Raw genomic sequence first — 16,124 nt, 5'->3', positions numbered from 1 at the left:
TAAAATATTAACTCACTAAACTATTTAACACCATGAAAAAAATTACTCAAATTATTAATCAATTTAATTCTTTTTTATTATGAAAAAGCGCTTAATATATAACCTATGTTTAATAGGAACCATGTTATTTGGAAGTGTTTTATTTGCACAAACCATTACTGGAATTGTATCCGATAATAATGGTCCCACACCAGGGGCAAATGTTATTATAAAAGGAACATCGATAGGAACAGCAACTGATTTTGATGGAAAGTATATTCTTGATAACGTAGAATCTAATGCTGTATTAGTTTTTAGTATGGTAGGTTTTGTAACTCAAGAGGTTCCAGTTAATGGTCAAAGTCAAATTAATGTCTTCTTATCTGAAGATTTAGAGACTTTAGACGAGGTAGTTCTTGTTGGATATTCATCAAGAAAAAAATCTACTTTAACAGGAGCTGTTTCTGTAGTGGATATGGGAGACTTAGAAAAAACAAGGGTAGTAAATGTTACCCAAGCCTTGCAAGGACAAATTGCAGGTGTACAGGTAACATCCAGTACGGGTGCTCCTGGCGATCCTATTGAAGTCCGTATTCGTGGGTTAGGAACTATTGGTGACAATAATCCATTATATGTAATAGACGGTATTCCAACAAGAGATATTAGTTTTTTAAATCAAGCAGATATTAAAACTATGACTGTTTTAAAAGATGCTTCTGCGGCGGCTATATATGGATCAAGAGCTTCTGGTGGTGTCGTTTTAATTACTACAAAAAGTGGAAAAGAAGGAAAAATTAGTTTTGATGTAAACTATTTTACAGGATTGCATTATGCCTCGAACCTTCCTAATATGTTAAATGCAGATCAGTATATGAATACTGTTGAGAAGGCTTGGAATAATTCAGATAGAACTGGTACAAATCCTTATACGGCGGATAAAGGTAGAGCTGATTTTTCTGATACAGATTGGCTAGATGAATTATTCGAAACTGGAAAATCGCAAAATTTACAATTTACCGCAAGTGGTGGAAGTGATAAAATTCAATTTTTAATGTCATTAGGTTATTACGGTCAAGATGGAATTGTAATATATGATAATGATAAATATAGAAGGTTAAGTTACAGAACCAATCTTAATGTTGAATTAACAAATCGTTTAAAAATTGGAACTAATCTTCAGTTAACCTATGGGACTCAAGATAAATTATCTTCAAAAGGAGATGCTCCAGGAATTATTAGACACGCACTATTACGACCTCCAATTATAAGTGTTTATAAAGATGTTAATGATCCTACATATTCTCAAAGAGACCCTTTTACAGATTTACCTTTCTATTTAAATAATGATAGAGACAATGGTGGTTGGGAAAGTGATAAATATGAATGGGCATCAAACCCAGTGGCATTAGCATATTTTACAGATGATGTAAGAAAGGATTTTAGAACATTTGGAAATATATTTGCTGAGTATGCTTTTTTAAAAGATAAAGAACTAACATTTAGAACCAATGTTGGTATTGATTTATCATTCATTCATAATAAAACATTTGGAGAGAATTATGGTGATGATGACGGCGGCGGGAATGATACAGATAAAGGATTAGGAAGACAAAACCGTCCAAATAATTTGAATGAAGAACGAGGTGAAGCACGTACAATAACATTTAATAATACACTAAACTATGCTAAAACCTTAAATGATAAACATGATATTAGTGCATTAGTAGGTACAGAATACATTAATAATTATAGCTCATCAATTGGAGCAAGTCGTGCACGTTTTGATAATACTGATAAAACTTTTAGATATATTGACTATGGTGGTACAGAAGCTGATTTATGGAATGGTGGAAGTGCTTCGGAATGGGCTTTGTTCTCTTTGTTTGGGTCTGCTTCTTACGTATTTGATAGTAAATATATGGTTACAACTAATATAAGAGCAGATGCATCCTCAAGATTTTCAGAAAAAAATAGATGGGGTTATTTTCCTTCTATTTCAGCAGGATGGAAAATTTCAGATGAAAGTTTTTTAAAAGATGCAACATGGTTGTCTAACTTGAAATTAAGAGCAGGTTGGGGTAAATTAGGAAATCAAGAGATTGATAATTACGCTTTTTTAACTTTAATAAGTCAAACAAACGGAAAAGTTGTTGTTAATCGATATGGTAATGAAGATTTAAAATGGGAAAGTTCTGAATCAACAAACGTAGGTGTTGACATGGGTTTTTTAAATAACAAATTGAATGTTTCAGTTGAATATTATGTGAAAAATACTTCAGATATTTTATTGCCAATTGGATTACCAAGCATTGTAGGAGATGTTTCGCCAACGATTGTAAATGCTGGTGAAGTAAGTAACAAAGGATTCGAGTTTTCATTAAACTATAGAGAATCTAGTAATGAATTCAAATATAGTATTAATGCAAATTTAGGAACAGTAATAAATAATGTTGAAAAATTGCATCCTAATGTTCCAAATTTAATTGGACAGGTTACCAGAACAGAGGTAGGAGAACCATTAAATGCTTATTACGGTTATAAAATGGTTGGTATTTATCAAAACCAATCCGAGATTGATAATCATTTAAGTGGAACATTAAACCCTAGTGTGAAACCAGGAGATATTAAATTTGAAGATATAAATAATGATGGAATAATCAATTCTGATGACAGGAAGTTTCTTGGAAGTTCGATACCTGATTTAACCTATGGAATAGCATTTACTTCATCATTTAAAAACTTTGACTTTTCATTTCTTTTTCAAGGTGTTGAAGGTGTAGACAGATATAATGACTCAAAACAAATATTAGATTATGATACACGTCCATTCAATTATACTACCAATATTTTAGGAGCTTGGGATGGTGAAGGCAGTAGTAATACGACACCAAGAGTAGCATTTGAAGATAATGGAAGCAGTAAAATATCGAGCATTTTTGTTGAAGATGCCTCTTATTTGCGTCTCAAAAATATTGAGTTTGGATATACAATAAATGGCATAAAGGGTGTTCAAGATATTCGTCTTTATGTTTCTGGTCAAAATTTATTCACACTAACGGACTATACAGGTATGGATCCCGAGTCTACCGATTTAATCGACAGAGGGACTTATCCTTCGTCAACGTCCGTTTTGTTTGGTTTAAATGTTAAATTTTAAAAGCATTAATTATGAAATATATATATAATAGTTTAATCGCATTATTTGTCATTACTACTTTAGTGAGTTGTGATGATGAATTAACAAAAGATCCTATAGGGCTTCTTACTTTAGATCAAATTGATTCTAGTCCAACAATAACAACTTTGGAGTCTTCAGTAAGTTCATCCTATCAGCTACTTTCTAGCACCTTAAATCTAATTGGTGAATGGAATTGGGATGGTGGTGCTGTATTAAGGAATGATTTTATTTTACAAGATATCGCCGCCAATGATATGAATAAAAAGTGGAATCCTGATGGTGATCAAGCATGGATGGATGAATTAAGTGCATTCAGTTTTACAGCAGACAACGGCGCATTTAATGGTTTGTGGCTTTATGATTATGAAGGTATTAATAGAATAAACCTTGCCATAAGTTATTTAACGAATCCGGAAGTAACTCAATCAGTCGGTATTTCTGATTCACGTAAGAATCAATTATTGGGAGAAGCTTACTTTTTAAGAGCTTTTTATTATTTTGATTTAGTCAATAATTTTGGTGATGTACCACTGTTAACGGTTCCATTAAAATCGTTTGAAGAAGCTTTTGATGTTGCAATAAGAGTTCCAAGTACTGAAATTTGGGGACAAATAAATTCCGATTTAGCTGAAGCAAAAGCATTATTGCCAAATGCAAAATATCCATCTCCATCCGAACCATGGAGAGCCTCAAAAGGCGCAGTAATTGCATTGCAAGCTAAAGCAGCATTATTTAATGAAGACTGGGGAACTGTAATAAGTCTTATATCAGAATTAGATGGTCTTGGTTTTTATAGTTTAAATACTAATTATTTTGACAGTTTTGATACGACAAAAGAGTTTTCTGATAATGAAGTGATTTTTGCTTACGACCATGTATCAGATCAAAATCCAAGAAATGGTAATGGCTTGTGTGCGTTAATAGGTTGGGGTTTTATTGCACCTAGTGCAGACTTTATAAATGCATTTGAATCAAATGACCCAAGATTGTTATATACAGTTGACGTAGTTAATCAAAATGTTTCAAAATTATTAGGCAATACAGTTGGTGATAACAAAGGAAATGATGATGCACCTAGCAATAAAATTTTTATAAGATATGCTGATGTGTTATTATGGAAAGCAGAAGCCATGAATGAAACTGGTGATTATAGCGGAGCAATCACAATAATTAATAATATAAGAAGTAGAGCTAGAACTACTGCAACCGCAGATGGTTCAATTGTTCCGCTAGGAACTTTAGCCGATAGACCTAATTCAACTGATGCCACTCAAATAAAAGGATGGCTAATGTCAGAAAGAAGAGTAGAATTAGGTTTTGAGTCCCAACGATTTAACGACTTAAAAAGATGGGGAACAGCTAAAACAGTATTAACTGGACTTGGAAAGAATTTTCAAGACAAAAATTACTTATATCCAATTCCTCAAGGGGAAGTCGATAAATCAGGAGGAACAATCGTTCAAAATCCTGGTTATTAAAAGCATTCACAATAGTTGATTTTGAAGTTTAGTTTATTTGTTTAAAGAGAAGTAGTTTGTTAGTTTACTACTTCTCTTTTAATCAAAATTAACAATGTTTTTTGCCTGAAAGAACCATAATTGTAATCATACCATCTATCTAAATAATAACTAGAACAAATATAAATCTGGAAACATGATATTTATATTGAGATTAAATACTTTTCTTTTAATTCAATTGCTTTTTTTATTTGTTTCATGCAACGAAAGCGATACCCCTTTTCCTGAAAAGGTGTCTGTAGAAATAAATCAAAATTCCGATATTGAAATTATTCCTTCAGAGCCACTACCAAATAGTGCCATAAATTTTAGTCATTTTAATCATCTTTATAATGAGATTAATTTTAATGAAAAAAAGGTGGGAATTATCAATATCTACAGTGAATACCCAAATTATACGTATGCAATTGAACCAAAAGAAGGCTTTACTTGTGTAGATGATGTTTCAAGAGCCATTGTGATGTTGACAAAATATTTAGAATTGTATGGTCATGATGATATAGCATTAGAAAAACTTAAAAATCTTACCGAGTTTGTTTTACAGATGCAAAACCAAAATGGTTATTTTAATAATTTTTTATGGAATGATCTTACTATAAACACCAAATATCGAACATCAATTGCAGTTCTTGATTGGTGGTCGTTTAGGGCGTTATGGGCCATAGAATCATCATATCCTTTTTTGAAATCTGATTTAGATATGGCAAATAGGATAGCGGCGGCTTCAGAAAAATTGATAAAAAACATTAAAAGCGACCTTCCAACATCTTATTTAATTACTGAAATTATTAACACTATAGAATTACCAACATGGCTGCCAGGAAAATCAGCTGCAGATCAATCAGCTATATTAATTCTGGGATTGCTAAATAATTATAAAAGAACTAGAGATCAGGATTCCAAATTAATAATTGATCATTTGGCTAAAGGTATTATGTTTATGCAAAAAGGTGATGCCAATAATTATCCTTACGGTGCTTTTTTGAGCTCTGAGAATTTATGGCATGCTTGGGGAAATGATCAAGCTTATTCATTATTAAGAGCAGGTCAAGCTTTTAATAATCAAGAATATATTGATAGTGCTTTATTAGAGATTGAAAACTTTTACCCATGGATGTTACAGAATGGATTTGCCGAAGCATTTTGGATAAATAAAATGAATAATAATTTTATTGAGGTGAATAGAAATGAGTATCCTCAAATTGCTTATGGAGTCAGGCCAATGCTTTGGGCGGCATCAGAAGCCTATTATTATTCGAAGGATGATAAGTACTTGACAATTGCAAATAAACTAAGAGTATGGCTGTCAGGTGAAAATGCTGCTAATAAAGCCATTTATAATCCGGATACAGGAGTTTGCTTTGATGGCATTGTAGGTCCTAATGAAATTAATATGAATTCAGGGGCAGAATCAACCCTTGAAACCTTACTCATGCTAATAGAAATTGAAAAAATTAAAAAATAGGCACGCCTTAATATTTTGATAATAATATTAAACTTTTATGAAAGATATATCAAAACGACATAGTCAGAACCCGCTTTTATCTCCGAAAGATTTAAGTCCGAGTAATGAAAACATGATTATAGAATGTTTACTTAATCCTGGAGTATTTGAATTCGATGGAAAAATATGCCTTTTAGTTAGGGTTGCTGAAAGAACAGTTCAAAAGGATGGATTTCTATCCGTACCCATCTATAATAATAATGGTAATGTTGAAATAATAGATTTTGATCTTAAAGACCCGAAATTAGATGCGTCTGATGCCAGAGTAATCACTTATGATGGAGTGGATTACTTAACAACTATTTCTCATTTGCGTATAATGTTTAGTGAGGATGGAATCCGTTTTTCAGAGCATAATGACTATCCTTTTATTTGTGGTGAAGGTGAATATGAGGCTTATGGCATAGAAGATTGCCGTGTTGCCAAAATAGAAGATGTTTATCATTTAACTTACACCATGGTGTCTTCTAACGGGGTTGGAGTTGGTTTAAAAACTACGAAGGACTGGAAGAAATTTGAAAAGAAAGGAATGATTTTAAGTCCGCATAATAAAGATTGCGCCATTTTTGAGGAAAAAATAAACAACAAATATTATGCATTACATAGACCTAGTAGTCCTCAGCTCGGTGGAAATTATATCTGGTTGGCAGAGTCACCGGATGGAGTTCACTGGGGGAATCATATATGCATTGCAAAAACACGAGCGGACAAATTTGATAGTAAACGACTTGGTGCTGGAGCTGCACCTATAAAAACCGAAAAGGGCTGGTTGGAAATTTATCATGGCGCAACCGACAAGCATAGATATTGTTTAGGAGCTATTTTATTAGATTTAAATGACCCATCAATGGTTATTGGAAGGTCTCAAGCACCTATAATGGAACCTCAGGAAATATTTGAAGTTGAAGGATTTTTTGGTGAAGTTATTTTTACGAATGGTCATATAGTTAAAGGGGACGAAATTCAAATGTATTACGGAGCGGCAGATGAGTTTATTGCCTTAGCAACATTCTCCATTAAAGAGATTTTAAAAACCCTAGGACACTAATGATAGATTTAGCAAAAGTAGGACTAAAAGATTTTACAAGAAGTGCGAAAATATTAATAATTACTAATACAATTTATGCTTTTGTATTACCCGTAATCGATATTTTTGTGGCATCTTATATCATGAGAAATTCTAATGATCCGTCAAAAGTTATCTTATATCAATTAGCAATTTATATAGGTATTCCAATTACATTCTTTATAAATGGCTATTTATTAAACAAAATTAATATCAAAAGATTATTTTCTTTGGGCATGTTATTAAGTGGTGTTTCCATGGTTTTTATGATGTCTTTGAAAGACATAAATTATTTTGGACTCATTGCTGCAGGCTTAATTATGGGAATGTCTTTTGGCTTGTATTGGGCCAATAGAGATTATTTGGTACTTGCCACAACCAAAGATAGAACACGAAATTTTTATTATGGCTTGGAAACATTTCTTTATACCATAATTGCATCTACAGTGCCAGTGCTTATAGGATTGTTTCTAATGAGCGGTAATGGAGAAGGAGATCAAGCTTCGAACGAAGGTGTTAATTCAGCATATAGAGTGATAACAATGATAGTTTTTGCAATTACAGTTTTAGCGTCTATTGTATTTCATTTTGGGAAGTATGAAAAACCAAAGAGTGAAAAGTTTTTATACTTTAAATTTCATAAACTCTGGAAAAAAATGCTTCAATTAGCAGTATTAAAAGGGTTGGCTCAAGGTTTTATTGTGACAGCACCTGCCATGCTAATGATGAAATTTTTTCATTCAGAAGGTGCTCTTGGTTCGGCAATATCTATTGGTGCGGTTATAGCAGCAATAATTATGCTTATTCTAGGGAAATATTCAAAACCTAAACACCGATTAGTAATTTTTAGCATTGGATTGATCTGCTTTTTCTTAGCATCATTTTTTAATGGATTACTTTTTAATACCACTGGAGTTATTATATTCATGTTTTTATTATTAATATCAAGACCAGTTCTTGATATTGCTTACTTTCCTATTCAGTTAAAAGTAATAGATTTACTTTCTTCCATTGAAAACAGAAATGAGTTTTCTTATATTCTAAATCATGAATTCGGGTTATTTGTCGGTCGTTTTTTAGGAGCAGGCACTTTTTTAGTGATTGCATTTTATATAAATACAGATATTGCCTTGAGATATGCTTTGTTAATTATAGGTGTTCTTCAATTAATTTCCATATTTATTGCTAAACAACTTTTAAGGCAGCAGGAAGCATTGGAAAATAAAACTTTACAAGACCAAGCTTTAAAAAATGAATCAATAATTACAAAAAATGTAATCCCACAAGAAAATGTATAAATTAAATTATATAGTAGTTCTACTAGTTGTTTTAGTTTCTTATTCATGTAAAACCGAACCAACTGAAATAAGTACAGAAAACCCAATACATCAGATTCAACTTAGCCAGATTGACTCTATGCCCAATTTACCCAATCCCTTTAAAATCATAGATTTTAAAAATTTGGCAAAAGGATTTGACTCTTTGGTTTTTGATGACACCCAAACAGGTGATTATTGGCCTTTAATTTGGAAGGATGATTCTCGTAAAAATTTCAATCAAGAAACGTTTGGAATTTATACAGCTATGGGTGACTTAAGACAAGGAGCTGAACATAATAACGGAATTTTTCATGAGTCATTAGCAACTATAGGCTCAGTTTTTGGAGCAACTCTTGTAGGAATCGATAAGTCAAACCAAAACGGGAAAAATTATGTTTCCATGTTGAAGAATTATTTTAATTCTGATACCAATTGGAATATTATGATGAATAACACCTGTCCTGAGGTAGCATTACTAGGAGGTGGCTATGCTAGAGACTGGTGGTATGATGTGTATCCAAATGTATTGTTTTATGGATTAGCAAATTTTCACCCTAAAGAACAGGACTTTTCAGAAATCATGCTTTCGATTGCCGATAAATTTTATGAAGCAGACTCTGTAATGGCAGGTAATTATGCACACTCCTATTTTGACTATGCTAAGCTAGAGCCTAAAGATAGCTGGATTTGTAAGCAAGAAGATGCAGCGGCAGGACATGCCTATGTCTTGTATGCTGCCTATCAAAAATTTCAAGATCCAAAATATTTAAAAGGTGCAAAATCTTCTTTAGAAGCTCTTTTGGCACAAAACGATAATAGATTTTATGAAATATTAATGCCCTTTGGAGCATATGTAGCTGCACGTTTAAATGCTGAAGAAGACACAAATTATGATTACAGTAAAATACTTGAATGGACTTTTAATGGAACACCAGAGTGTAGAGAAGGTTGGGGTGTATTAGTTGGTAATTGGAATGGATATGATATCTCTGGAATAGTAGGAAGTACTGTAGATCATGGCGGCTTTGGTTTTTTAATGAATACGTATGATGCAATGTGGCCATTAGTGCCCATGGTAAGGTATGATCAAAGATACGCCAGTGCCATAGGAAAATGGATGTTGAATGCGAGTAATGCCTTGAAATTTTTCTATCCTTATGAAATGCCCGAGGATCATCAAACCATTCCAGAACAGAAAAAACATACCAAAGGCGTTATAGCTTATGAAGGATTAATTAAAAAAGCTCATTTTGAAGAATATGAGCATCTGGAAGCACCTGTCGCCATAGGGGATGGCCCCCATTGGGTAAAAGGAAATCCGGATGTATCTCAATTTAGCGTTTATGGAAGTGGCCATGTAGGTATTGCAGGTGCTATTATTTCAAAAACAAATGTTGAAAATATTCTTCAATTAAATTTATTGGCAACCGATTTTTATCGAAATGGAGCTTTTCCTTCCTTTTTATATTATAATCCAAATCCAGAAGCAAAAGAAGTCACGATTTCAGTGGGTGAAAATAACTTAAAAATTTATGATGCTATAAAAAGAGCCTTTATAGCAGAAAGTGTAAACAATAGTTTCACATTCACTATAGCTGAAGAACAGGCTTCACTATTAGTGTGGGTCCCTCAAGAGGCAGTTATATCAGAAAAGAATGGCAAATTATATGCTAATGATGTTGTAATAGATTATAGATATTCTAGCGCTAAATAATACAATTAAAAATGACTGAATTATATATAAAAATTAGAAATATACTTCTGATTCTAGTGTTCTGTTTTATTGGTATCAGTGGATGGAGTCAAAGCATTAACTTTAAAGTAGTTGGAAATACAGAAGAGGGTTTTAATGTAGATATTTATAATGGAACCCAATTACTAATTCATAATACAGAAGAATTCAAACTTAAAGTCGCCAATTTAGATTTAAGTGAAACAACCCAAATTAATGATTGGAAAGGTTCAGAATGGACAGGAAATGAAACTATTGTAAAACTATCAAAAGAGACTTATTTATCGGATTTTGATTTGAATTTATCAATCACAGTAACCTATGAAGTTGTAAACTCGAATGTGGTTAAAAAGAGTATTGATTTATTTCAATCAGGTATGCCGTCGCTATATTATACTATTGAAGAAAATTTTAAGCCTTCAGAAACACCTTCCAAATATGTCACTTTTGAGTATGATAATTTTCCTGGTGGTTTTGTTCATGAAATGTTTCCATCCGCTGGTTTTGTTACACCAAACAATCAATTAGTTGGAGTTCTAATGGATGCTGGCTATAAAAATCATTATACTAGAACAACTCGTCGGAGGTTTAATGGCCATGGTGGCGGTTTTGTGGGTATGAGAAAATTACCTGACCCTGAATTAGTTTCAGTGGCTACATCAGAAGAAAGAGCAAAAGGACAACAATATATCCAACAAAAGTTTGGAGAAATGCACAACCTTGATGCAGGAAAAGAATTACCATTAAAAATTAGTGACCATTTTAAAAAAGTTGGCGCTATTGAAATTAAAAGACAATCTGGACTAATTACACTAAACTGTGAACCTTCAAATCGTTCAGGGTTTGAAATAATTGCACCTTTTAAAAACCAAAAGACTTATACTATCTCGTTTCTTTCTAAAGGGAATTCACCTATAGCTCTTAAGCTTTTCAGAATTAAAAATGGGCAAAAAACCATTGAGTTGGAAGACGGTATCAAATATATTGATCAATTTCCCATAAAAGAAAATGAGTGGACGCTTTTTAAAGGAAGTGTTTTGGTTCCATATATCGAAAATGATAGTGTGTCTATGTTTCTAGGAACACAGTCAGGAAAAGAAGCTACTATACAAATTAAAGATTTAAAAATTGTAGAGAACCAACCTTTAAGCCAGCCTTACAATAGGATGGATATGGGTGAAAAGGATACCAAAACAAGCTATATATTTGTGGAGCCATGGACCAATCATCACGATTTTGTGGTGTCTTCTCAATCACGTCTTGCTGAAGGAAAAGGATTTAAAGGGTCTTTGATAGAAAAAATATTATATGCAAACTTCAACATGTTAACATGGATAACATCAATTAATGATTTTACACCTTTGAATGTTCCCAACATGAACTATGCTCCAGATATGTACAATAGGGATTCGTTTTTTTCCATAGTTTCTAGTTATAACAAAGAATTGAATATAAAAATATGGCAACAATGGGCTAAAACCCAAAATTCTAATGGCGCTGTAGCAACTATTATAACACCTTATATGGGAACTATAGAATGTAAGGATAATGAGGCTACTATTCAATTTTTAATCTGGGCTATGATGAATAAAAGACGGTATGATGTTACACCCTCTAAAGACAAAATTGATAAAGCCGTAAATTATGTTTTAAATGAGTTTGATGATGACCGAGATGGTATCTGTAAATCACATTTTACATTAAGTCAGGTCGATATAAACAAATATGAACCTAAAACTGATAAACTGGCAGTAAATCAAGGTATGTTTGCTATTGCATTAAAAACTATTAAGGAATTAGGGTATGAGATATCTGATGCATATATTGAAAAAGCAGAAGCGGCCTATCTTAATTTTTATGATATAGAAAGAAAACATTTGTTGTTTGATAGAGATTTTCCAGATGTGATTACAATGACCGATTTAGAACCAGAATTTTTCTCTCTGTGGTTGTTTAATAAACCAATGCTAACCGATGAAATGGCTATAAATCATTTAGAGCAGATACCAATACTTAATAAAGTTCCAAATTCGCCACACCCAGAGTATGGTACAACCGCTCCTGTTTGTGTTCGATTAGATAAGAGTGAAAAAGGATATTCCTATTTAACGCCAGATTATCAGCCTTTCAGAGAGTTTGGAGAAAACAATTATAAAGATGGTGCAAGAGATGGCTTTTATTATAATGGTGGTAGTTGGATGCGTCCAGAATATTGTGGCTATGTAGTTGGTTTACGTCATGGATGGCAAAAAGCTAAACCACTTATGGAAAATAGGGCGTGGGCAGAAATTAATCTTAACCCAAATTGGCCATATAGTAAAGAGTTTATTCCAACAAAATGGACTACAACAGATACTTGGTGGGAATCAACCCGAGGTTTATGTTGGAATGTGTTTATACTAATGGCAGATGAAGTAGCAGGACTTCGTACTCCGGATATGGATCCTGACTTTAAAAAATAAAATGGAGCTCTTAAAGACAACCTCATTAATTCTATTCCTTTTTACCATATTTTCATGTAAAACAAAAGCAACTAAAAACAACGGTAAAATCTGGTGGAAAGAAACCGTGTTCTATGAAATTTATATGCCCAGTTATAAAGATAGTAATGGAGATGGTTATGGTGATTTTAAGGGATTAACATCAAAGCTAGATTTTATTCAAGATTTAGGAGTTAAAGGAATATGGTTAACCCCATTTTTGCAATCACCAAAAGTTGATAATGGTTATGATGTTTCAGATTATTACAAAATTGACCCAACTTATGGGACTTTGGAAGATTTTAAAGTTTTCTTGAGTGAGGCGCATAAAAGAAACATAAAAATAATCATGGATTTAGTTGTAAATCATACATCAACAGAATCTAAATGGTTTAAAGGGGCTAAAAAATCCAAAGACAATCCTTACAGAGATTATTATATTTGGAAAGATGAACCTAACAACTGGGAATCTTTTTTTGGAGGTTCTGCGTGGGAGTTTGATAGTATTACAAACCAATATTATTACCATAAGTTTGATATAAAAATGGCCGATCTTAATTGGGGCAACCCTAAGGTTATTCAAGAAATTCAAAAAGTGCTTCGATTTTGGTTAAATTTAGGAGTAGATGGGTATCGATTGGATGTTATCAATTTTTTGACTACTGATGGAATTGCTTCTAACAATCCAATAAATGAAGAAGGCGAGCAAGATCATTTATATGACATCAATCAAGAAGGTGTAAAAAAAGCCATGAAAATTATTAGAAAAACGGTTAATGAATATGACAACCGTTTCATAGTTGGTGAAATAGGAAGTGATAACATTGAAGTGCTAAAACAATACCAAGGGACTGAATTATTAGATGTGGTATTCAATTTTAATTTTGGGAGTATTTCTGAGTTTTCAGCACATCGAATATTTGATGAGTTGCAAAGCATGGAGAAAAACATGAGCAACTATCCAACCCTATTTTTTGGGAGTCATGACATGCCACGTCTCATAAGTCGTTTGGCTAATGGCAATACTGAAAGAGCAGAAGCTTTAGCAGCTTTAATACTAACAGCAAAAGGTGTTCCTTTTATATATTATGGGGAAGAAATTGGGATGGAAAACATTGAGGCAAATTCAATAGATGAAATAATGGATATTCAAGGACGTACACATTATAATTTAGCTTTGAAAAATGGTAAATCTAATGAAGAAGCACTTATAGTTGGAAATAATCATAATAGAGATAAATCTAGAAGTCCCATGCAATGGAATGACACTGAATTTTCGGGTTTTTCAAATAAAACTCCTTGGATAAAGGTTAATAAAAATAAAACATATTTAAATGTAGTATCTTCAGAGAAAAATGAAAATTCGTTGTTGAATAATTATAAGAAACTCATTGCTTTGCGAAATTCAGAGCCAATTCTGCAATATGGTAAATATAAACAATTGTCTTTTTTAAATGATATTATAGGCTTAGTCAGAACATTTAATGGTGATACAATTAAATGCTACTTTAATTTTGGCAAAAACTCCAAGAAAATAACTTTAGAAAAGGGCGAAACCATTTTACTCGGAGAATTAACGATTGAACCTAATAAATACGCTATTATTAAATAACCTCAAAACAACATGAAACTATACCCTTTAAAATTTAATCCAGTTTATAGCTATCGTATCTGGGGTGGAGATAAATTAAAAACAGTATTAAATAAAAATCACAATCAAGAAAGTATTGGAGAATCATGGGAGATTTCGGATATAGAGTACAGTGAAACTCATGTGAGTGAAGGTGATTTAAAGGGAAAGACATTAAAAGATTTGATAAATCAATTTAAAGGTGATTTTGTTGGTCATGGGGTATACAAAACCTTTGGTGATAATTTTCCTTTATTGATAAAATTTATTGATGCCAAAACCCCATTATCAATTCAAGTGCATCCCAGTAATGAGTTAGCAAAGGAACGTCATAATTCGTTTGGCAAAAACGAAATGTGGCATGTTATGCAAGCAGAAGAAAATGCTGAGTTAATTGTTGGCTTTAATCAAAAATTTGAAAAAAAGACCTATACTGAGTATCTTAATAATTCAGCTTTAAGCGAAATATTAAATATAGAAAAGGTTAAAAAAGGAGACACATTTTATATTCCTACAGGAAGAGTACATGCCATTGGAGCAGGTGTACTATTAGCTGAGATTCAACAAACATCCAACATAACATATCGAATTTACGATTATGATAGAATTGACAAGAAAACTGGAGAAAAAAGAGAATTACATACTGATTTAGCTTTGGATGCTATTGACTTTAATTATTACAATGAATATAGAACAGTCTATGACACCAAGATTAATACTTCAAATAAATTAGTGCACTCTCCTTTTTTTAAAACTAACATTGTAAATATTAAAGGGGATATCCAAATGGATTATTCTGGGTTAGATTCGTTTGTAATTTATATATGTGTAGATGGAAATCTCAATTTAGACTGTAATGATGAAGTTTATCATTTGGAAAAAGGAGAAACAATATTATTGCCTGCAAGTATAAATCATTTAAAAATCAAATCCGATGATGCATGCATTTTGGAGGTTTCACTTTAAAAAAGTAAATTAAACATAAGAACAATTATAGTACATTTTTAATTATGTATTATCCAGTGGATGATTCATAATTAAAATAGAGATTTGCAGTATTATGATGCTTAACGAATTGTAAGCTATAATGTAGTATTATGTAAAATATCCCAGAAGCAGTCGTTTTCATAAGAATAATTGGAACTTGGGTCATTAAACTATTAATAGGTTTGCTTCGCAGAGTTTTTAAAACATTATGTATCTATAATTAGTCGTTATGTAAAATAGCCACTGCCAAACGCTCGATTGCTTTTATAAAATCAAATTGCTTATTGCAATTTATTTATACACAAATGCGTAGCATTCATGAGCTCCTTATTATAACAATAAAAACCAGCGAATAACTTCCATCGCTTGCCAACGCCAAAATAAAAGCTAGCCTTTTTGCTCTTATTAAAAATCGCGTATTCGATAAAATGTACGTAATAAAAAAATTTACGAGATTCTCGTGGATTGCCACAAGAGTATAAAATTTAAGAAATATAAATTTCTATACACTTATTATATTTAATCTTTTAATTGAAGTTTTCTTTTTTAATGTTTCTAATCTTTTTTTCTTAATAAAAAAAGAAACAAAAAAATCAAGGCTGCATATAATTTTGGAAACAATTAACGGCTCATTCGCTATATTTTAGGAAACATTAGAACTGGTAAACAATACTTTGAAATCCCTTGTAAAATAAAATCTCTTTAGATTATGTATTACTAAACCCCTAAAAT

General features: G+C 32.1%; 9 protein-coding genes. All 9 read left to right on the top strand.

What is annotated here, in order from left to right; all coding sequences use genetic code 11:
- The first annotated feature begins 79 nt into the window (after window positions 1–79).
- Window positions 80–3,136 (top strand): TonB-dependent receptor, encoded by a 3,057-nt coding sequence (locus RHP49_09535; GenBank protein WNH11162.1) that lies wholly within the window; start codon window positions 80–82, stop codon window positions 3,134–3,136.
- An 11-nt stretch (window positions 3,137–3,147) separates the two neighbouring features.
- A complete protein-coding gene (locus RHP49_09530; protein WNH11161.1) occupies window positions 3,148–4,635 on the top strand; it encodes a RagB/SusD family nutrient uptake outer membrane protein in 1,488 nt (495 codons plus the stop codon).
- A gap of 175 nt (window positions 4,636–4,810) precedes the next feature.
- Window positions 4,811–6,139 (top strand): hypothetical protein, encoded by a 1,329-nt coding sequence (locus RHP49_09525; protein WNH11160.1) that lies wholly within the window; start codon window positions 4,811–4,813, stop codon window positions 6,137–6,139.
- A 37-nt stretch (window positions 6,140–6,176) separates the two neighbouring features.
- The gene (locus tag RHP49_09520) at window positions 6,177–7,226 is read left to right on the top strand and encodes a glycoside hydrolase family 130 protein (GenBank protein WNH11159.1); all 1,050 of its coding nucleotides are present in this window, start codon (window positions 6,177–6,179) and stop codon (window positions 7,224–7,226) included.
- Complete coding sequence (locus RHP49_09515; GenBank protein ID WNH11158.1) at window positions 7,226–8,542, top strand: MFS transporter; 1,317 nt, start codon at window positions 7,226–7,228, stop codon at window positions 8,540–8,542. Before RHP49_09520 ends, RHP49_09515 begins: the two co-directional genes overlap by 1 nt.
- Window positions 8,535–10,277: a hypothetical protein gene (locus tag RHP49_09510; protein ID WNH11157.1), complete on the top strand. Its 1,743-nt coding sequence runs from the start codon at window positions 8,535–8,537 to the stop codon at window positions 10,275–10,277. The genes RHP49_09515 and RHP49_09510 overlap by 8 nt, the downstream gene beginning before the upstream one ends.
- An 11-nt stretch (window positions 10,278–10,288) precedes the next feature.
- Window positions 10,289–12,757: a hypothetical protein gene (locus RHP49_09505; GenBank protein WNH11156.1), complete on the top strand. Its 2,469-nt coding sequence runs from the start codon at window positions 10,289–10,291 to the stop codon at window positions 12,755–12,757.
- Window position 12,758: 1 nt separating this feature from the next.
- Complete coding sequence (locus tag RHP49_09500) at window positions 12,759–14,387, top strand: alpha-glucosidase (protein ID WNH11155.1); 1,629 nt, start codon at window positions 12,759–12,761, stop codon at window positions 14,385–14,387.
- Window positions 14,388–14,399: 12 nt separating this feature from the next.
- Window positions 14,400–15,371 carry an AraC family ligand binding domain-containing protein gene (locus tag RHP49_09495; protein ID WNH11154.1) on the top strand — a complete coding sequence of 324 codons (972 nt, stop codon included), beginning with the start codon at window positions 14,400–14,402 and terminating at the stop codon, window positions 15,369–15,371.
- The last annotated feature ends 753 nt before the right edge of the window (window positions 15,372–16,124 follow it).

The organism is Flavobacteriaceae bacterium HL-DH10 (genome assembly GCA_031826515.1).
Taxonomy (GTDB): domain Bacteria; phylum Bacteroidota; class Bacteroidia; order Flavobacteriales; family Flavobacteriaceae; genus Thalassobellus; species Thalassobellus suaedae.
The sequence above is the reverse complement of the archived record's forward strand: the minus strand, read 5'-3'. Positions and strand labels throughout refer to the sequence as shown.

What these genes read in the sequence shown, in the direction of transcription:
- RHP49_09535 (WNH11162.1), top strand. Translation starts at nt 80, where the DNA reads ATGAAAAAGCGCTTAATATATAACCTATGTTTAATAGGAACCATGTTA.
- RHP49_09530 (WNH11161.1), top strand. Translation starts at nt 3,148, where the DNA reads ATGAAATATATATATAATAGTTTAATCGCATTATTTGTCATTACTACT.
- RHP49_09525 (WNH11160.1), top strand. Translation starts at nt 4,811, where the DNA reads ATGATATTTATATTGAGATTAAATACTTTTCTTTTAATTCAATTGCTT.
- RHP49_09520 (WNH11159.1), top strand. Translation starts at nt 6,177, where the DNA reads ATGAAAGATATATCAAAACGACATAGTCAGAACCCGCTTTTATCTCCG.
- RHP49_09515 (WNH11158.1), top strand. Translation starts at nt 7,226, where the DNA reads ATGATAGATTTAGCAAAAGTAGGACTAAAAGATTTTACAAGAAGTGCG.
- RHP49_09510 (WNH11157.1), top strand. Translation starts at nt 8,535, where the DNA reads ATGTATAAATTAAATTATATAGTAGTTCTACTAGTTGTTTTAGTTTCT.
- RHP49_09505 (WNH11156.1), top strand. Translation starts at nt 10,289, where the DNA reads ATGACTGAATTATATATAAAAATTAGAAATATACTTCTGATTCTAGTG.
- RHP49_09500 (WNH11155.1), top strand. Translation starts at nt 12,759, where the DNA reads ATGGAGCTCTTAAAGACAACCTCATTAATTCTATTCCTTTTTACCATA.
- RHP49_09495 (WNH11154.1), top strand. Translation starts at nt 14,400, where the DNA reads ATGAAACTATACCCTTTAAAATTTAATCCAGTTTATAGCTATCGTATC.